Below are 17,497 nucleotides of genomic sequence, written 5' to 3'. Positions count from 1 at the left end.
GCAGATTAACGCGTATAGATGAAGTCGGCGATGTAGTGACTACCTTTAGCCGCCTGACCCGATCCGGCCGAGGTTAGCGGCACGACGATTTCGTTGGGGCTGTCGCGCATGTCTTCGACGGCGGAGTCGATGTGCAGCTTATAGCCGGCATCAAAGAGGGTATCGGCGAGGTCAAGTGTGATCTTGAGCGAGCGGCCGGCCCCGACGCTGGCTCCGGTGATGCCGTTGATTTCGCCTGTGTCGCCGCCTGTGGCCCGATACCAGCCGCTCAGATGCTCGTGGTAGCGCGCCTTGCCTCCTGCCATCCACAAGCTGCCGGCATATTTTCCCTGCGCGTCGGTCACGTAGTAGGCAAGATAGGCTCCGTCTCCACCATAGTTGCGCATGCTGGTGGTGAAGGTCACTTCGGTTGCGAGCGCCAGACCGGGTACTGTCAACGCCGTCGTGACGGCCAGCGTGGCCAAATACGACTTCATCCTCATTGTTTATCTCCTTTCCGGGTGCGGTCAGTTCATCTGGGCGCGCGGCTTGCTGCCGGGCGTAAACAGGCTGTTGCTCGGGGGATTCGCTTTCTCTTGCATGGGGGGATTGCGAGCGTCGCACCCAGCCTTGCCATCGTCATCATCGTCGTCATCACTTCGGCCGCCACAGCCGTTGGCAGCGTAGCGGTCATCCTCGTGTTCACGCCGGCGTTGTTCCTCGCTGTGGCCTTTGCTCTCATGTTCGCGATAATCCGCTTTCACGACGTCGGTACCACTGAGCCTCAATGGATTAAGCGGTAGGGCCATACCGGCGAAGGCGGCGAGAATGCCGGTAGCGACAATCGCGGTAAGAAGGAGCTTGCGGTGTTTCATGCGTGTGTCTCCTTTGAGAATTGGCGAGAGCGAGGGATCACCACGTGATCGTGGGTTCCTCGATTCCGACGACATCGAGCGTCACGGGGATGCCGGTCTTCATCATCGTTTCCTCTCGGTGTCGAACCGATAATTCAGGCCGCAGACTGACCGCCACCTGACGGACGCCAAGATCTTGCTTCAGCTTCCGGTAAGCTGGCGGATGGACTACAGAGAGGGCGAAGGGAGAATTCCTGCATGAGGGTTCTGCTGATAGAGGACGATAGGGCACTGGGGACGGCTATTCGTGACCAGATCGCCGCGGACGGTCATTCCGTCGATTGGATGAGCCGCCTCGACGAGGCGCGAGATGCGTTCTGCTCGGCCGCCTACGATCTCGTACTGCTCGACCTGATGTTGCCGGACGGCCTCGGCATTCCCTTCCTCAAGGGCCTGAGGGCGCGCGGAGACGCGACGCCCGTGATCATACTGACTGCGCTGGATCAGGTTTCCGACCGAATTGCCGGGCTGAACGCCGGCGCGGACGATTATATGGTCAAGCCCTTCGACCTAGACGAACTTTCCGCACGTATCGGTTCTGTGGCGCGTCGCTATACGGGCAACCCGAACCCGATCGTTACGCTTGGACCATTGGAGGTCGACCTAGCCGCCCGCAGCGTCAGGCTTAACGGCAAGCCGGTCGCTCTGACGGCGCGCGAATGGGTGCTGTTCGAGGTTTTCGTCCAGCGTCCTGGCCAATTGCTTTCCAAGGCACAACTCGAGGAGCGGCTCTATTCGTTCGATCAGGAAGTCGGCAGCAATGCGATCGAGGTTCATGTGAGCCGGCTGCGCAAGAAGCTGGGGGCTCATGTGATCGAGACGGAGCGCGGTCTAGGCTATCGGCTGGGACGGCCATCAAGATGATGTCTTCGCTTCAGGCGCGGCTGGCAGTCGCGGTCGGTGTTTCAGTGACCATATTGTGGCTCGCGGCCGCCATAGCCACCGCGCACCGCCTCGGACAAGACATGGAAGAAGTCTATAACGACGGGTTGAAAGCGACTGCCGAGCGCATCCTGCCGATCGCCCAACATGACCTGCGCGAAGGACACCAGAGACGTGAAAGCGTCGATGATGAGGAGAACGACGACGTCGGGCGTGATCCGCGACAAGAACGAAAGGCTCGCTACGGCGAGGATGTCACCTTCATCCTGCGCGACAGACAAGGCCGTGTGCTGCTTGGTTCGGCGGGTGCGGACGCCTCGATCTTTCCTCCGTTCGAGAGACAGGGGTTTTCCCGCACCAGGACGCATCAACTCTATTATGCGGCAAGCGCTAACGGAAACCTGGTCATCGCTGTGGCCGAACCACTGGATCGTCGTCGGGAACTGTCGCAGAGCATGCTGCTCGGGCTGTTGTTGCCGCTGCTGGTTGTCATTCCGCTGAGCCTTGTGGTGATCCTGTTCGCGGTCCGCTATTCTCTGCGTCCGGTCCGTGCTCTTCGGCAGGGACTTTCCCGTCGGGGAGCGCAGGATCTGTCACCTTTGCCGGACAGCGGCTTGCCAAGTGAACTGCGGCCGATTTCCGCCGGAATCAATCAGCTTCTCGACCGCCTGAGGGCCGCGTTCGAGGCGGAGCGGGCCTTTGCTGCAAACGCGGCGCATGAACTCCGCACACCGGTTGCCGGCGCGATAGCGCAGGCGCAACGCATCCGCTCCGAGACGAAGGAAAGGCTGACGGCACAGCGCACAAATGAGATCGAAGCCACGCTCAAGCGGCTGATGCGCATGTCGGAAAAGCTGATGCAACTCGCCCGAGCCGAAGGCGGTCGGCTGCGCGCCGACGAACCGTCCGATCTGAGGACGGTGATCCGCATGATCGTAGAGGACTTCGAACGTGCCGGAGAGCGGCAAATTGAGCTGACTATGCCGGAAGGGCCTGTTCTATCGCCGCTCGATCCAGATGCGGTCGGAATCCTCTCCCGTAATCTCATCGAAAACGCATTGAAGCACGGAGCACGAGGAAGCCCGGTCGAAGTGGTTCTAGAACCTGAAGGGGTTCTTTGTGTTGCCAATGATGGAGCGACGCTTCCTACAGAGGCAATGGATCGCCTGATGCGCCAGTTCGAGCGCGGCAACGTCAAGATTGATGGATCGGGGCTTGGACTCGCCATCGTCAAGGCGATCGCAGATCGTGTCGAAGCAGCTGTCGACGTCGTGTCTCCCCGCTCAGGAAAAAGCGAGGGCGTCGAAGTGCGCGTGCGCTTGCCTATCACGTAAGAGCCTAATCTTATTGTGCCAGTCAGCGATCATTCAGGACGGTCGTAGGTAGCGCCAATTCTGGTCGACGACCCCGTGGCGATCAGCCACCGGCGATCCAACGCGGCCGCCAGGACTGTTCCCGTGAAGACCAACGTGAAAGCATTCGCCTCGAGCGTCCGCTCGATGTTCCACTTCCGATCGAGCTCCGTCAGCCTGGATTCTATCTGGTCGGGATGTGAGCCTCTCCTCCATCTGCCAGCGCAGGTCGCCGGTTGATCTCGTCGGATGTCTGGGCGCGCTGACCCGGTTTTTATGTCATGGCCATGGCGGTTCCTCCTCTTCGGGGAGCCGCAGGCTAAGCACAAAGTTGCATGCCCGATCTTGATGAGATATCGATATATATTATATTAGAACATATAATGCTTAGGCACGGAGCCAGTCATGCCCATTACAGCAATATCCGAGAAGCTTTCCGTCTCGACGCAGCCGAGCATTGAGGACATCCAGTCACTCCGCGACAAAGGATTCAAGACACTCATCAACAACCGACCGGAAGACGAGGATCCTGCACAACCCGGCACGCAAGCGGAAAGCCAGGAAGCGAAGCACTGCGGCCTGTCCTATGCGTTCATCCCGGTCACGGCCAGCACGATCACCGAGGCGGACGTGCGTGCGTTCCAGCGCGCGGTCGACGAATCCGAGGGGCCTGTGTTCGGCCACTGCAAGACCGGCACTCGCTCGCTGAGCCTCTACTTGATCGGTGAGGTCCTTGACGGCCGCATGTCTGCCGATGAGGTCGTCGAGTTCGGACGCAGCCGCGGCTACGACACCAGCGCCGCCGCACGCTGGCTTGAGAAGCAAGCCGCGCGCCGTCCACAGGTAAAGGGCTTCTTCGACAAGCGTACCTGGAGCGTTCAGTACGTGGTTTCAGATCCCGCGAGCAGCGAGTGCGTCATCATCGACCCTGTGCTCGACTTCGACGAGAAGTCAGGGGCGACAGCGACCATCAATGCCGACGCCATCCTCGACTACGTCCGCGACCAGGGGCTGAGCGTCGAGTGGATCCTCGACACCCATCCGCACGCCGACCACTTCTCGGCGGCGCAGTATCTGAAGGAGAAGACGGGGGCGAAAACGGCCATCGGCGAGCGCGTCGTGGATGTCCAGAAGCTGTGGAAGGGCATTTACAACTGGCCAGAGCTCGCGACCGACGGTTCGCAATGGGACCGGCTGTTCGCCCATGGTGAGACCTTCAAGGTCGGCTCCATCGATGCCAAGGTGCTGTTCTCGCCGGGACACACCCTCGCCTCCATCACCTATGTGATCGGCGATGCGGCTTTCGTGCACGACACGCTCTTCATGCCCGACAGCGGGACCGCACGAGCCGACTTCCCCGGTGGTGACGCACGCGTCCTGTGGAAGTCGATACAGGACATCCTCACGCTCCCGGATGAGATGCGGATCTTCACCGGCCACGACTACCAGCCAGACGGGCGGGCACCTCGCTGGGAAAGCAGCGTCGCTGATCAGAAGAAGTTCAACCCGCATCTTGCTGTGACGGAAGAAGAATTCGTGGCGCTGAGGACGAAGCGCGACAAGACGCTGCCGATGCCGAAGCTCATCCTCCATGCCCTGCAGGTAAACATCCGCAGTGGGCGCCTGCCGGAGCCGGAAGCCAACGGCAAGCGCTACCTCAAGTTTCCGCTCGATGCGTTACAGGGAGCAGCATGGGGATGACCGCCGATCTGAAGGCAATGATGAAGGCTGGGCTGTCTCCTGCGGAGCTTTCTCTCCGCGCGGGCGAAGTGGCGAACCTTCTGAAGACGCTGTCCCATCCGGCGCGTCTGATGGTCGTCTGCACCCTGGTGGAAGACGAGTATTCGGTCGGGGAGCTTGAAGAGAAAGTCGACGTCCACCAGCCGCATCTGTCGCAGCACCTGACGGTACTGCGTGGCTCCGGCATCGTCGAAACGCGGCGGGTGGGGAAACAGATCTTCTACCGTCTGACGGAAGAAAAGGCCGCGCAACTGGTTGCCGCCCTCTATGACATCTTCTGCGTGAAGGAAGAAAAATGAGCGCCTATCTCCCATCTCTGCTCGGCGGCATGCTGATCGGGACATCGGCCGTCATGCTTCTGCTCCTCAACGGCCGAATTGCCGGGATCAGCGGGATCGTCGGGCGTCTCGCGCAAGGGATCGGCTTGACGACCAACCTTGCCTTTGTGCTCGGGCTGATGCTCGGGCCGCTCACCTATCTCCTCGTGTTCGGCGGCTGGCCGGTCGTGCAGATCACCGCCGGCTGGCCGCTGCTCATCGTGGCGGGACTGCTTGTCGGCTTCGGCTCACGCATGGGCTCGGGCTGCACCAGCGGACACGGCGTGCTTGGGCTTGCCCGCCTTTCTACACGATCGATGGTGGCGGTCGCCACGTTCCTGACCGCCGGTGTGATCGGCGTCGCAATTTTGCGAGGTGTCGGGTCATGAACAGGAAAGTCTACCAAATCGTCGCGGCGCTCGCCGCGGGCGTCGTCTTCGGCTTCGGGCTATCCTTGTCCGGCATGCTGAACCCCGTCCGCATCCAGGGCTTCCTCGACGTCTTCGGCGCCTGGGATCCGAGCCTCGCCTTCGTTCTCGGCGGTGCAGTTGCGGTCGCGGCCATCGGCGTGCAGGTGATGAAGCGGATGCGGCACCCAGCCTTTGACGACAGCTTCCATGTGCCGGCGAGCCGCCGGATCGATGCGCCGCTGGTTATCGGCTCCGTCTTGTTCGGCCTTGGCTGGGGGATCGGCGGCTTCTGTCCAGGTCCGGCAGTCGCATCCCTGTCAATGGGTCTAACTCCGACAATCCTGTTCGTCGTCGCGATGCTGGGCGGGATGACCTTGTATGACAGAGTATGGAGCGGACGGGCGTGAACTATCCTATCGTTTCGGCAGTCGGCTCCGGCGGACTCGTCGGCTTCATGCTCGGTCTCCTGGGTGGAGGCGGATCGATCTTGGCAACGCCCCTTCTGCTCTATGTGGTGGGAGTGGCCCAGCCGCACGTTGCCATCGGCACGGGAGCGCTCGCTGTTTCGGCGAACGCATTCGCAAATTTTGCCAGCCACGCGATCAAGGGTCACGTTTGGTGGCGCTGCGCGGCCGTCTTCTCTGCACTCGGCATCGCCGGCGCCGTAGGCGGCTCCAGCCTCGGCTAGGCGATAGACGGAGATCGCCTGATCTTTTTCTTCGGGATCGTGATGGTGGTCGTTGGCGCTCTGATGCTGAAACCCCGGAAGGCGGTGGCCGTCGACGGCCGCCCGGTCGACCTCAGGATGTGCCTCGCCACCGCGGCCGTGGCACTCGCCGCCGGCGCCGCATCCGGTTTCTTCGGGATCGGCGGGGGCTTCCTGATCGTGCCCGGCCTCATGCTGGCGACGGGCATGCCGATGATCAACGCGATCGGCACATCTCTCCTCTCCGTCGGTGCGTTCGGACTGGCGACCGCCCTGAACTATGCCAGTTCGGGCCTTGTGGACTGGTGGCTTGCCGCCGAGTTCATCGGCGGCGGCATTGTCGGCGGCGTTTTTGGCATGCTGCTCGCCACGCGGCTCAGCGCCTACAAAAACATCCTCAACCGCCTCTTCGCAGCGCTCATCTTCGTGGTTGCTGCTTACATTTTGCATCGGAACCGGGGGACGCTGGTGTCGGGGTAAGGCGCAAAGCAGAGGGACGGGGCGCGGTCATGTTCCGCCCTCGGTTAATGCGCCAGGAAAACTGGCATGCTGCTTTGCCCTATCATGTTGTGCGTCACGCCTTGAACAGCGTCTGCCGCCAACGAGCGTGATTGTATGCGCCCATGACGATCAAATCGGCAATCTCATCCGTCGCATGCTGCCTCAGGACCTCGTCAGTTTCAGCCCGGCGGCGGGGTGTTGCCTCAGGAGGCGGTCAACGTGGCGGTCATCCGCAACGCTCTTCGGTTCCCCTAATGGGCGAGAAGCACCGGGAGCTCAGCGTGGACGAGCAATTCGCGAGTAACGCCGCCGAGGATGAATTCACGAAGCCGGGAATGGCCGAAACCGCCCGCAACCAGGAGGTCTGCTTTTCGTTCCAGCGCAGCCGATTGGATGGCCGCGGTCGCGGTCTCTCCACCTGCCTGGATCGATACGTCTTCCACATCCAATCCAGAGTGCTTCAAAGACGAGATGAGAAGGGCGCGGTTCACCTCGTCGGTCTGCTTGTCGTCGGTGATCGAGATGACCTGCACCTTGGTCGCCCGCTCGAAGAAAATGCGGGCGCAGGATAGGGCACGCGCGGCGGTGGCGCTGCCGTCCCAGGCAACGGCGATCGTGTCTACGCGAGAGCAGACGCTGGTGGCGGGAAATAGAACGAGGGGACGGCCGCTTCCGAACAGCAGCGTCTCGGAAAGCTGGCGGGAGAGCTCCGAGGACTCGATGATGGACAGGTCGTGGCACCTGGCAATTTCGGAAAGTCGTTCATATACGAACGGCTCCGTGGCCTCGAATCCATGGATTCGTATTCGGACGTCAGTCTCCGAAACAGCGTGGGTGAGATGTTCCCGCAGCGCAGTCCCGCTGTCCCGGCTATACTGCTCTGCTTGCCCCCGCCATGTGTCGACATCGATCACTGTCGGAAAGGGCTGGTGGACCTGGGGGATGCGAACTTGCGGGATGCTGGCGACCAGATGGGCGTCATTCTGCCGAGCCAGGTCAATTGCATTGTCGATTATGGTGAAGGAACTTGCGTCGGGATAGGTCGACAACGGAAGATGGAACTGCGGGTGCATGCTGGCCTCCTGAGGTTAAACAGCCGTCATGATGCCTGCCGCAGAGGGAGTCTGCATTGCGCTTCGTCAAGGCCGCGGCGCAACCAGGCTGAGAATCTGGAAACTGGCCACCGTCTTGCTGAGGGGCTTCAACCAAGCATCCGGATGCCGCAGATTTCCTGCTGAACCGTTCGTAAGAGGGGCGAGACGTTAAGCTCCCTGAAAGCAAAAGCGTTGCCATTGTTGACCTGAATCAATGGGGCTCACGCCCGATAGACAGATGATGGCTCTATCGTCATGGCCGCGGCTTCGCGGTCATATGCGGAGGATCATTCAATGGCGAACACTACCTTGCATGCGCAACCGTCAACCTACTCTGCAATGCCGATTCATGTCTCCGTGCTGGTGCTTGGCACGACACTGGCCGCCTTCGTAACCATCTCATTCCTGCTCTGCATGGTTCTCGGCTTCGTAGCTCCCGACTGGGGGCTGCATCGGCCTTGGCTGCAGTTCTTTTCGGGTCTGACCGGCTTTGATCTTCGAAGCCTGGCCCTGGGGACGATTCAAAGCGTTATCTTCGGCGGCTACGCGGGAGCATTGATCGCTATTATCTTCAACTTCATCAGCCGACGTTTTGGCTGATGAAGGCGATCTGTGGAGCTTGGGCGCAACCTCAGCTTACGTGAGCAATTTCGCCAGAACCTGCTTCTGTTTTCATCTGAGGCTGGCGTTTCTATTACCGCAGGCGTGCGTTATCCGGGCTTTCGGACTGCGCCTGTCGCCGATCACTGCGACGGACGCAGTGTCATGGCCTCGGGTCAGCATCGGCAAGTTGTCAACTGGATGACCCGGCGCCGGATCCGACGGATCCGGCATTCGAAATCGTCCTGCTCCACTTCGGAAACAGGCGAGTAGACAGATCCACCAAAGGAGAAGGACATGAGAAAGACAAGAATTCCAAACACTCTCGTTTTGGCCGCAACGATCGCCCTCGGCGCTGCGGGATTCGCGGTCGCACAGACGAACGGACAGGGCCAGGAGTCCATGCCCGGCTCCGGCATGATGCCCGGCGGAATGATGGGGCAGGGTATGATGATGCAGCCCGGCATGATGGGAGGCATGCCCCAGATGGGCATGCGCGGTCAGATGATGAAGATCATGTTCGCAATTGCCGACGTGGACGGGGATGGTGCGCTGTCATTCGAGGAGGTCACGGCCATCCATAAGCGGATTTTCGACAGCGTGGATGCCAACAAAGACGGCAAGGTCACGCCCGAGGAGATGCAGGCGTTCTGGCGGCAATAGGCAGGACCGGTAAATAAAAGGGGCCTGTGCATGACGTTCAAGGACCGGCTTCCGAACGATCGGCTGTGGGATCGTGTCGTCGATGCCGCGGAGGCCGCGCAGCTGATCACCGATGGCATGATCGTCGGCATGAGCGGCTTCACCAGAGCCGGCGAGGCCAAGGCCGTGCCGCTGGCGCTGGCGGAACGGGCAAGACGCGATCCGCTGAAGATCACACTGATGATCGGTGCCTCGCTCGGCGACAATCTCGACGGCACGCCACCGAGGCTCATGTCATCGCGCGCCGCATGCCGGTCCAATCCGATCCCGTCTTACTCCGGGCGATCAATGCCGGCTAAGTGATGTTCGTCGACCAGAGTCGCGTCACAGAGGTGAGGAGGCGTTGATGAAGGCAATGGTCCTCGAAAGGGTGGGCTCTCCGCTGCGCTCGGAAGAGCGGCCCGATCCCGCGCCGGGATATGGGCAACTAATGCTGAGGATGGAGGCGTGCGCCATCTGCAGAACCGATCTTCACGTCTGTGACGGCGATCTGGCCGATCCAAAGCTTCCGCTCGTTCCGGGCCATGAGATCGTCGGCATCGTCGAGGCCGTCGGCGGGGGTGTCGCTTCGTCGCGGCTCGGGCAAAGGGTCGGCGTGCCGTGGCTGGGACACACTTGCGGGTCCTGCTCCTTCTGCCGCGCCGGACGGGAGAACCTTTGCGACCGTCCTGAATTCACCGGCTACACGCGCGATGGCGGTTTTGCCACACATGTCGTTGCAGATGCGGATTATGCCTTTGCGCTGGAGAACGATGCCGACCCCGTTGCGCTTGCGCCGCTGCTGTGCGCCGGCCTTATAGGATGGCGTTCGCTGAAGAAGGCCGGCGATGCCGGCAAGATCGGTCTTTACGGATTTGGCGCGGCCGCTCATATCATCGCCCAGATCTGTCGCTGGCAGGGTCGCGAGGTCTATGCCTTCTCACGCCCCGGCGACGAGGCGGCGCAAGATTTCGCGCTCGGCCTCGGCTCCGTCTGGGCGGGAGGTTCGGACGAAAGTCCGCCGGTCCCACTCGACGCGGCGATCATCTTCGCGCCTGTCGGCGAGCTCGTGCCGGCTGCCTTGAAGGCAGTGCGGAAGGGGGGCAGGGTCGTTTGCGGCGGTATCCACATGACCGATCTCCCGGCGATGCCCTATGCCCTTATTTGGGGCGAGCGAAGCGTGGTCTCGGTCGCTAATCTCACGCGCGCCGACGCGGAGGAATTCTTTCCGGTCGCTCGCAAGGCCAGGGTCAGGACCCATACGTCTGTCTATGCGCTTGTCGATGCCAACAGAGCGCTTGAGGATCTTCGGCTAGGCCGGGTGAACGGGGCCGCCGTTCTGACGCCTTGAGCGGTTGCCGCAGTCTTGACCCGAAAGCGAGACGCTCTCGTAACCGGTAGGCGGCCGTGGGATAACCTGTTGTCGGCCGGCACCCGACGCTGTCTCGCAAAATGTGGCACGATAGTGCATTCTTGATGGCGGCGAATGTCGGATGATCTTACGATCGAAGCCGCGCCACCTGTCTTTTGATGAAGAAGTGCCATGAACGGCGACATGACGACCAGATCCACCAGCGAAACCCAGCTCGTCGAGCTCGCGCGCCTGCTCGATGGAGCTAATCTCATCATCCATGGTTTCGATGGCGTCATCAGCCGGTGGACCGGCGGCTGCGAAGCACTTTACGGCTGGTCGCGGGAAGAGGCTCTCGGCAAGGTCGTACATGAGCTTCTGGCAACGCATTTCCCCCGGCCGGTGGAAGAAATCCGCGAAGCGGTGCGAAGCGAAGGCGCCTGGGAAGGCGAGGTGCTGCATCGCCACAAGGACGGGCGCACCCTCTTCATCGCTACTCGCTGGATTGGGATCGACCCATCTTCCTCCAAGGGCATGATCGTCCAGACCAACAATGATGTGACCAGTATGAAGAGGGTGCAGGATGATCTCGCAGGACGGGAGGCGCATTTGCGCTCCATCCTCGATACCGTTCCCGAGGCGATGATCGTCATCGACAGTACCGGCACCATCTCCTCTTTCAGCGCCGCGGCCGAGCGACTTTTCGGCTATTCCTCCGAGGAAGTCTTTGGCCGGAACGTCAAGATGTTGATGCCGCAGCCTGATCGCGACGCGCATGATGGCTATCTCTCTCGCTACATGACGACTGGCGAACGGCGCATCATCGGCTATGGCCGGGTAGTGACCGGGCAGCGCAAGGACGGCTCCGTCTTTCCCATGGAGCTCGCTGTCGGCGAGGCCATTGCCAATGGCAAGCAGATATTCACCGGTTTCATCCGTGATCTGACGAGCCGCCAGAGGATCGACGAGGAACTGCGCCAATCGCAGAAGATGGAAGCGATTGGTCAGTTGACCGGAGGACTGGCGCACGACTTCAACAATCTTCTGACCGTCGTCATCGGCAATCTCGAGATGATCGAGGATAAGTTGACCGACGAAAGGCTGCGGCCGCTCCTGCGTGAGGCGCAGAATGCTGCTGACGATGGCGCCAAACTTACGGGCCAGTTGCTCGCCTTTGGCCGCCGGCAGCCGCTGAACCCGAAGCTCGTTGATGTCGCGCAATTGGTTTCAGGCTTTTCCGAGCTGCTGCGGCGCACTGCGGGCGAGGCGATCGAGTTCCGTACCATCGTCACCGGCGTAGACAACAAGGCGCTCGTCGACAGCTCGCAACTCCAAAATGCGCTTTTGAACCTCGTGCTCAATGGCAGGGACGCGATGCCCCGCGGCGGGCAGGTTTCGATCGAGATCTCGCGTGTCAAGCTCGATGTCGACTATGCCAAGATGTATCCCGAGGTGCGCACCGGCGATTACGTGCTGATCTCGGTCACCGACACCGGCGGCGGCATGACGGCCGAGGTCAAGCAGCGGGCCTTCGAACCCTTCTTCACCACCAAGGGCGTCGGCGCCGGAACCGGGCTCGGCCTTTCGATGGTTTATGGCTTCGCCAAGCAATCCGGCGGTTTTATCCAGCTTTACAGCGAGATCGACCGGGGTACGAGTGTGCGCGTCTTCCTTCCAGCCGCGCGCGCGGCGGCAGAAGGCGCCGGCGAAGAGGGAGCGAAAGAGCGCCTCCAACCGAGCATTCCGGGCGGCGTCGAAAAAATCCTCGTCGTCGAGGACGATCCGCGCGTGCGCCGCGTCGCTGTCTCCCGTCTGGCAGCCGCAGGTTACACGGTCGTCTCGGCCGCGAATGGTGGGGAAGCGCTGGAGCGGCTGGACGAACATGATGATATCGCCTTGCTCTTCACCGATATCGTCATGCCTGGCGGCATGACCGGCGATGAGCTCGCCAACGAAGTGAGGGCGCGGAAGCCCGGGATCAAGATCCTGTTCACGTCTGGGTACGCGGAGCCGGCAATCGCAGGCCGGGAGCTGGCCCTTTCCGGGAGCTGGCTGAAGAAGCCTTATACCGCCCGTGAGTTGGCGTTCCGGCTCCGTGAGCTCCTCGATTGACTTCGCCTTTCGCTGGGGTTCCCGAAACTTCTCGTCGGCGCTGCCACGCGGGAAAACCTGTTGCGTGGGTGATTGCGGGGAGGAGCGGGCCGGATCTGGATAATCATGCTGCAACGACTTTCACATCGGCTGCCGCGAGTCCTTGATAGAAGCGGCGTTTAAGGGCGATGGACCACCAATCATAAAGGAAGATCTCGAGCGGGCGCCAATTCGCAACCCAGCCGAAAATAAGCAGTCTTTCGCTCAGGACCTTTCCAAGGGTGTCCGATCCCATCACGTTGATGATGAGTTGGCTGCAAACGATGCTCAACGCCAGGGTCGGAATGCCAACGATCAGTTCACGTCGCCCTTCCCCTAGGAGCTCCCGCAATTCGCGGCGAGTTTGAACGGCTCGATCGCCGAAGTTATGTTGAATTGCCTCGCATATCATTGCAGCCGAGTCGGTTGCGAGTTCTTGAACTGGCAGCTGAACGACGATCTCCAGCCGAGCGCTTCTCGGTGCTTCCTGTGCCCATTCGACGATGAAGCGCTCCGCGTCTGGATCAAGGTCCCGCTCACGAAATGGCGTGGGGTCGAGGGAGTTGAATAGGCGCGCGGCGCAATCGACTTTCAAAATGATCGTGTGGCTCTCATCGTCCATCTGCCGAACAATCTCTTTTTGGCGCCCTATGTGACGCAAACCTTCATCAGCGGTCGGGCTCGATCTCAGCATCCACATGCATGATTTCTTGAGTTTATCAGAGTTTAGGCGACGCCTTTCCTTGAGATCGGTCAAATCAGGCGCCTGCGGAAGAGTTCATGAGGGAAATTGCAATCGGATCTCAAACGCGCAGTCGCAAGCTTTCTTTGATCGACCGCAATGCAGTCCTGCCGGGAAAGGGACAGAGTTGCCTCCGAGGGTCCCCCTCTATCATCTTCAAAAGTGGAGAGATCAGATGCACGACAGTACCATACAACAGGACGTTCTGGACGAACTTGAGTTCGAGCCAAGCATTGATGCTGCCAATATCGGCGTCGCGGTCGAAAATGGCATCGTCACCCTGTCAGGCCACGTCGAGAGTTATGCGGAAAAGGCCGCTGCCGAAGCAGCGGCGCGACGTGTGAGAGGTGTACGGGCAATTGCCGAGGAAATCGAGATTCGCTATCCGGAGCGGAAGAAGCATGCCGACGACGAAATTGCTGCCCGGGCGGTGAAGATCATCAGTTGGGATACAGCACTTCCAGATGCCGCTATCGGCGTGACCGTCCAGCGCGGCTGCGTTACGCTGACGGGCGAGGTGCCGTGGCACTTCCAGCGCGTCGCGGCGGAAAATGCCGTCCGCAAACTGGGCGGGGTTCTGGCGATCGTCAATCGTGTGACCATTCGGCCGACCGCAAGCGCGGCTGACGTTCGGGAGCGTATCGAGAGTGCATTGCGCCGCAATGCCGAGATCGAGGCGTCCGGCATTCGCGCTGACGTGGCCGGCGGCAGCGTTGTCCTCAATGGCGATGTCCATTCCTTGAACGAGCGTCGCGCCGCTGAACGCGCTGCCTGGTCTGTTCCCGGCGTGACCAAGGTAGACAACCGCATCGCGGTGCACTGAAGGGAAGGGAATCGTCAGGCAACGGCTCGGCGTCTGCTCAAGCAGCATATCGGCCTGGCTGAAGTCGAGCCGCCGTGTATGACCGAATGCCGCAGATGGGGCCTCACGCGTCGCATCGATTCATGCGACGCGTTTTAAGTGTTTGGTCTCGTGTATGCCGACATTGCCACGGCGACCTCCGCGACAGGCACCATGTGAATTTCACTACTGGCGTCTTCTCCTGGCTGAACCCATCGCGATTATGATGTCTGCTTCTCCCGGGCTTCTCGGCGAATAAGCCAGAGGCCAGGCAGCATCGGCAGCCAGAACGTGAAGCCTCGCAGCATAAGTGTCGCCGCGAGTCCCATTTCGACCTGCACCCCGAGCAGGTGAAGGAGAGCGACGCAGCTTCCTTCGAAGGGACCGAGACCAAGTGGTAGCGGCGAAAGTGTCGCGACGACGGAGGCCAGAATGAAACAGACCAGGGCGTTCGACAGCTCGATGTGCACGCCAATTGCCCGTAGCGCGAGCCATAACGTTGCAGCGTCGAGTAGAAAGATCGCTGCCTGTAAGGCCGTTGCCTGAGCCAGAACGGTACCGTCGCTCAGCAAGTCGCGCCTGACTTTGGCTAGCATGTCCGCAGTTCTCGCGATAGGCGGCCAGGACAACATCCGTCTGGGGATAAACCGGCCGCGGGAGTGGGCGACAAGGAGCAGAAGAGCCGCGATGAGGACGACGACGCCACTGAAGGCGATCGATAGGGAGAACCAGATGTCGGTCAGTTCGCCTCCGTACCACAGAAGTGCGAAGGCCATGAAGGCGACCAGCAGATAGGCGGCGTAATAGGAGATTGCCGCCACCAGCAGCGCGGTTATCGCAATCGGCGAGGGAACAGCCCGCTTGATCAGGCCGCGAACCACCATGAGGCTACCGCTCAGCCCACCGGTCGGGATCGCCTGATTGGCGAAAAGTTCAACAACTGCCAGGCAAAGGAGGTCGGGGATCCGTTTGCGGTGGCCGGCCTTGGCCATCACCATTGCCCAGATTGCCGCCGCACAGACATAGGTGGCTGCCTGGACTATCAGCGCCGCCGCAAGCCAGCTGGGATCCGCTGATTTCAGTGTGGCGATGAACAGACTGAGATCGCCGAAGTGCAGGATGAAGCCGACCAATCCTGCAAGGACGAGAACGCCAATTCCCCAGCCGACGAGCAGGTTGACGGTGCTCGGCTCACTTGAAAGCGATGGGAATTCCGACTCCAGCGATGGCTCCCCCGGTGCCACGAGATCTGGTCGGCGATTGACCATGATCGCATCCTATTGTGCCGCGAGTGGCAGGTCTTCCTGCACCTGATGGGCGCTCGCACTGTCGCCACGCTGCAGCGGCTCGAAATCGGCAGGGGTGATCGTTTCGCGCTCAAGCAGCAGCTTGGCGCCTGCGTGGAGATCGGCCATGCGTGTCTTCAGCAGCGCTTTAGCTTGTTCATAAGCCTCGTCGAGCATGGTGCGAATAGCGATGTCGACCTCGCGTGCAGTAGCTTCAGAATAGTCTTTCTGCCGCAGGTCCGGCTGGCCGTCGCCCAGCCACTGAAGACGCTGCGGTTCCAGGACGGCTTGGCCGACCGAACTCATGCCGAAGCGAGTCACACATCCCCGCGCCACATCGGTGGCCTTGGCAAGGTCGTCGGCAGCTCCCGTCGACACCTCGCCGAAGACGACGGCCTCCGCGGCCCGGCCTGCTAACAGAGCGATCATCCGCTCCTTCAACTCGCCGAGGGTGATCAGAAAGCGATCCTCCGTTGGCCGCTGCAGCGTATAGCCCAAGGCCCCGATGGAACGCGGAATAATCGAAACCTTCTGCACCGGATCGGTCCTCGTCAGGGCAGCTGCCGCCAGCGCGTGTCCCATCTCGTGATAGGCAACGCGCTCGCGCTCCTGCGGATTGAGCAGACGGCTGCGGCGTTCGGAACCGGCGACGATGCGCTCCACCGCCTGAGTGAAATCATCCATATTGACGGTGGTGCCGTTGCGGCGCGTCGCGAAGATCGCCGCCTCGTTGACGAGATTGGCAAGGTCGGCGCCTGTGAACCCCGGCGTCAGGCCCGCTATGTCGTCGACCTTCACGTCAGGCGCCATCGTCACCTTCTTCGCGTGGACGGCAAGAATGGCGGCACGACCTTTCCGGTCCGGCCGGTCGATTACGACCTGCCGATCGAAACGGCCGGCACGCAGCAGCGCCGCGTCCAGAATCTCAGGTCGGTTGGTGGCGGCCAGGAGCACGATTCCCACCCGGGGGTCAAAGCCGTCGAGTTCGGATAGAAGCTGGTTGAGCGTCTGCTCCTTCTCGTCGCTGCCGCCGTAACCCGCAAGCGGGCTTCGAGCGCGGCCGAGCGCATCGAGCTCGTCGATGAAAATGATGCACGGGGCGGCGTCCCGCGCCTGCTCGAAAAGATCGCGGACGCGCGCCGCACCGACACCGACGAACATTTCGACGAATTCTGATCCGGAGATCGAGAAGAAGGGCACACCCGCCTCGCCAGCCACCGCACGAGCCAGCAGCGTCTTGCCGGTGCCCGGCGGACCCACGAGCAGGATGCCCTTGGGAATACGGGCGCCAAGCCGACCGTACTTGTCCTTCTCCTTCAGGAAGGAAACGATCTCCTGCAATTCGGCCTTGGCCTCGTCTGCACCGGCGACGTCCTCGAACGTGACACCGGTCTTGCGTTCGAGGTAGACCTTGGCCCGGGATTTGCCGATATTGATCAGCCCCCCCATGCCCTGCCGCTCCGCAAAGCCGCGGAAGAGGAAAACCCAGACGCCGAGGAACAGCAGCGTCGGCAGCACCCAGGAAAGGAGGGTCGTCAGCCAATTGCTGTCCGTGCCTCCCATAACCTTGACGCCGGCCCTTTCGAAAGCCTCGGCGGCGGCGGGATCGACGCGGTTGCTGACGAACAATGTCTTGCCGTTTTGCGGTTGCTTGAACATGCCCTGGATCGTCGTCTCAGTCAGCGTTACCGACTGTACCTTTCCGTCGCTGACCATGTGCATCAGATCGCTATAGGCAACCTCGACGACATCTCTCGATGCGAGCCAGAGCTGAAAAATTCCGACCAAGACCATCGCAACGAAGAAGTACCCAAGGTTGAAGCCGTGTTTGCGTTCCATCGGTCACTCCCGCATCCGCGTTCTTCCATTTTCCTTGCATAAGTGGGCGAGGCGATCATTGACGCCGATCAAGTTGCGGCGCGTCGCCATGGGAAAGTGTCGCGATCGGCGGAATTTGAAATTGATCCAACG

At 61.1% G+C, this 17,497-nt stretch carries 17 protein-coding genes and 3 pseudogenes; 13 read left to right on the top strand and 7 right to left on the bottom strand.

The genetic code is table 11. The features are described 5' to 3' along the window. Nucleotides 1–5 precede the first annotated feature (5 nt). Nucleotides 6–476 carry a DUF2271 domain-containing protein gene (locus HJC00_RS11630; protein WP_221147024.1) on the bottom strand — a complete coding sequence of 157 codons (471 nt, stop codon included), beginning with the start codon at nt 474–476 and terminating at the stop codon, nt 6–8. 30 nt (nt 477–506) lie between these two features. After that, nucleotides 507–854 (bottom strand): hypothetical protein, encoded by a 348-nt coding sequence (locus HJC00_RS11625; protein ID WP_210631991.1) that lies wholly within the window; start codon nt 852–854, stop codon nt 507–509. Between the two features lie 237 nt (nt 855–1,091). On the opposite strand from HJC00_RS11625, the gene HJC00_RS11620 reads away from it, so the two are divergent. The 7 genes and pseudogenes from HJC00_RS11620 (at nt 1,092) to HJC00_RS11590 (ending at nt 6,780) form a co-directional block, all read left to right on the top strand. Next, entirely contained in the window at nt 1,092–1,757 is a 666-nt protein-coding gene (locus HJC00_RS11620; RefSeq protein ID WP_210631990.1) for a response regulator transcription factor, read from the top strand. Continuing rightward, a complete protein-coding gene (locus HJC00_RS11615) occupies nt 1,754–3,109 on the top strand; it encodes an ATP-binding protein (RefSeq protein WP_259672236.1) in 1,356 nt (451 codons plus the stop codon). The genes HJC00_RS11620 and HJC00_RS11615 overlap by 4 nt, the downstream gene beginning before the upstream one ends. Nucleotides 3,110–3,532: 423 nt before the next feature. Beyond that, nucleotides 3,533–4,828, top strand: a complete 1,296-nt coding sequence (gene blh, locus HJC00_RS11610; RefSeq protein ID WP_210631989.1) for a bifunctional sulfur transferase/dioxygenase Blh — start codon at nt 3,533–3,535, stop codon at nt 4,826–4,828. Continuing rightward, on the top strand, nt 4,819–5,166 hold the full coding sequence (gene bigR / locus HJC00_RS11605) for a sulfite-sensing transcriptional repressor BigR (protein WP_210631988.1): 348 nt from the start codon (nt 4,819–4,821) through the stop codon (nt 5,164–5,166). Before blh ends, bigR begins: the two co-directional genes overlap by 10 nt. Beyond that, entirely contained in the window at nt 5,163–5,573 is a 411-nt protein-coding gene (locus HJC00_RS11600) for a YeeE/YedE family protein (RefSeq protein ID WP_210631987.1), read from the top strand. The genes bigR and HJC00_RS11600 overlap by 4 nt, the downstream gene beginning before the upstream one ends. Continuing rightward, on the top strand, nt 5,570–6,001 hold the full coding sequence (locus HJC00_RS11595) for a YeeE/YedE family protein (RefSeq protein ID WP_221164048.1): 432 nt from the start codon (nt 5,570–5,572) through the stop codon (nt 5,999–6,001). The genes HJC00_RS11600 and HJC00_RS11595 overlap by 4 nt, the downstream gene beginning before the upstream one ends. Then, nucleotides 5,983–6,780: pseudogene (locus HJC00_RS11590) on the top strand (sulfite exporter TauE/SafE family protein). The gene HJC00_RS11595 and the pseudogene HJC00_RS11590 overlap by 19 nt, the downstream one beginning before the upstream one ends. Nucleotides 6,781–6,824: 44 nt before the next feature. Here the strand turns inward: HJC00_RS11590 and HJC00_RS32450 are convergent. Both HJC00_RS32450 and HJC00_RS11585 read right to left on the bottom strand, forming a co-directional pair. After that, nucleotides 6,825–6,976 (bottom strand): annotated as a pseudogene (locus HJC00_RS32450) (universal stress protein); the annotation flags it as partial. Between the two features lie 76 nt (nt 6,977–7,052). Continuing rightward, entirely contained in the window at nt 7,053–7,874 is an 822-nt protein-coding gene (locus HJC00_RS11585) for a universal stress protein (RefSeq protein ID WP_221147019.1), read from the bottom strand. Between the two features lie 315 nt (nt 7,875–8,189). Between HJC00_RS11585 and HJC00_RS11580 the strand changes: the two genes are divergently transcribed. From HJC00_RS11580 to HJC00_RS11560, 5 genes and pseudogenes are all read left to right on the top strand, one after another. Beyond that, complete coding sequence (locus HJC00_RS11580) at nt 8,190–8,495, top strand: hypothetical protein (protein ID WP_210631983.1); 306 nt, start codon at nt 8,190–8,192, stop codon at nt 8,493–8,495. Nucleotides 8,496–8,792: 297 nt separating this feature from the next. After that, the gene (locus HJC00_RS11575) at nt 8,793–9,158 is read left to right on the top strand and encodes an EF-hand domain-containing protein (protein ID WP_210631982.1); all 366 of its coding nucleotides are present in this window, start codon (nt 8,793–8,795) and stop codon (nt 9,156–9,158) included. 30 nt (nt 9,159–9,188) lie between these two features. Further along, nucleotides 9,189–9,493: pseudogene (locus HJC00_RS11570) on the top strand (propionyl-CoA--succinate CoA transferase); the annotation flags it as partial. Nucleotides 9,494–9,543: 50 nt separating this feature from the next. Beyond that, nucleotides 9,544–10,527 (top strand): zinc-dependent alcohol dehydrogenase family protein, encoded by a 984-nt coding sequence (locus HJC00_RS11565; protein ID WP_210631981.1) that lies wholly within the window; start codon nt 9,544–9,546, stop codon nt 10,525–10,527. Nucleotides 10,528–10,731: 204 nt separating this feature from the next. Further along, complete coding sequence (locus HJC00_RS11560) at nt 10,732–12,639, top strand: PAS domain-containing sensor histidine kinase (RefSeq protein ID WP_259672235.1); 1,908 nt, start codon at nt 10,732–10,734, stop codon at nt 12,637–12,639. A gap of 103 nt (nt 12,640–12,742) precedes the next feature. Here HJC00_RS11560 and HJC00_RS11555 read toward each other — a convergent pair whose 3' ends face one another. Further along, nucleotides 12,743–13,414, bottom strand: a complete 672-nt coding sequence (locus HJC00_RS11555; protein ID WP_259672234.1) for a hypothetical protein — start codon at nt 13,412–13,414, stop codon at nt 12,743–12,745. A gap of 160 nt (nt 13,415–13,574) precedes the next feature. On the opposite strand from HJC00_RS11555, the gene HJC00_RS11550 reads away from it, so the two are divergent. Then, nucleotides 13,575–14,222: a BON domain-containing protein gene (locus HJC00_RS11550; RefSeq protein ID WP_210631979.1), complete on the top strand. Its 648-nt coding sequence runs from the start codon at nt 13,575–13,577 to the stop codon at nt 14,220–14,222. Nucleotides 14,223–14,461: 239 nt separating this feature from the next. Here the strand turns inward: HJC00_RS11550 and HJC00_RS11545 are convergent, their stop codons facing one another. Continuing rightward, entirely contained in the window at nt 14,462–15,508 is a 1,047-nt protein-coding gene (locus HJC00_RS11545) for a lysylphosphatidylglycerol synthase transmembrane domain-containing protein (RefSeq protein ID WP_210631978.1), read from the bottom strand. Between the two features lie 9 nt (nt 15,509–15,517). Further along, the gene (ftsH, locus tag HJC00_RS11540) at nt 15,518–17,365 is read right to left on the bottom strand and encodes an ATP-dependent zinc metalloprotease FtsH (RefSeq protein ID WP_221123494.1); all 1,848 of its coding nucleotides are present in this window, start codon (nt 17,363–17,365) and stop codon (nt 15,518–15,520) included. Between the last annotated feature and the right edge of the window lie 132 nt (nt 17,366–17,497).

The sequence above is a fragment of the Rhizobium sp. NLR22b genome, from assembly GCF_019685295.1.
Taxonomy (GTDB): Bacteria; Pseudomonadota; Alphaproteobacteria; order Rhizobiales; family Rhizobiaceae; genus Rhizobium.
This window is presented reverse-complemented; position numbering and strand designations above follow the sequence as displayed.

Bases quoted from the DNA above. Each gene is read 5' to 3' on its own strand.
- HJC00_RS11630 (WP_221147024.1), bottom strand. From the start codon at position 476: ATGAAGTCGTATTTGGCCACGCTGGCCGTCACGACGGCGTTGACAGTA.
- HJC00_RS11625 (WP_210631991.1), bottom strand. From the start codon at position 854: ATGAAACACCGCAAGCTCCTTCTTACCGCGATTGTCGCTACCGGCATT.
- HJC00_RS11620 (WP_210631990.1), top strand. From the start codon at position 1,092: ATGAGGGTTCTGCTGATAGAGGACGATAGGGCACTGGGGACGGCTATT.
- HJC00_RS11615 (WP_259672236.1), top strand. From the start codon at position 1,754: ATGATGTCTTCGCTTCAGGCGCGGCTGGCAGTCGCGGTCGGTGTTTCA.
- blh (WP_210631989.1), top strand. From the start codon at position 3,533: ATGCCCATTACAGCAATATCCGAGAAGCTTTCCGTCTCGACGCAGCCG.
- bigR (WP_210631988.1), top strand. From the start codon at position 4,819: ATGGGGATGACCGCCGATCTGAAGGCAATGATGAAGGCTGGGCTGTCT.
- HJC00_RS11600 (WP_210631987.1), top strand. From the start codon at position 5,163: ATGAGCGCCTATCTCCCATCTCTGCTCGGCGGCATGCTGATCGGGACA.
- HJC00_RS11595 (WP_221164048.1), top strand. From the start codon at position 5,570: ATGAACAGGAAAGTCTACCAAATCGTCGCGGCGCTCGCCGCGGGCGTC.
- HJC00_RS11585 (WP_221147019.1), bottom strand. From the start codon at position 7,874: ATGCACCCGCAGTTCCATCTTCCGTTGTCGACCTATCCCGACGCAAGT.
- HJC00_RS11580 (WP_210631983.1), top strand. From the start codon at position 8,190: ATGGCGAACACTACCTTGCATGCGCAACCGTCAACCTACTCTGCAATG.
- HJC00_RS11575 (WP_210631982.1), top strand. From the start codon at position 8,793: ATGAGAAAGACAAGAATTCCAAACACTCTCGTTTTGGCCGCAACGATC.
- HJC00_RS11565 (WP_210631981.1), top strand. From the start codon at position 9,544: ATGAAGGCAATGGTCCTCGAAAGGGTGGGCTCTCCGCTGCGCTCGGAA.
- HJC00_RS11560 (WP_259672235.1), top strand. From the start codon at position 10,732: ATGACGACCAGATCCACCAGCGAAACCCAGCTCGTCGAGCTCGCGCGC.
- HJC00_RS11550 (WP_210631979.1), top strand. From the start codon at position 13,575: ATGCACGACAGTACCATACAACAGGACGTTCTGGACGAACTTGAGTTC.
- HJC00_RS11545 (WP_210631978.1), bottom strand. From the start codon at position 15,508: ATGGTCAATCGCCGACCAGATCTCGTGGCACCGGGGGAGCCATCGCTG.
- ftsH (WP_221123494.1), bottom strand. From the start codon at position 17,365: ATGGAACGCAAACACGGCTTCAACCTTGGGTACTTCTTCGTTGCGATG.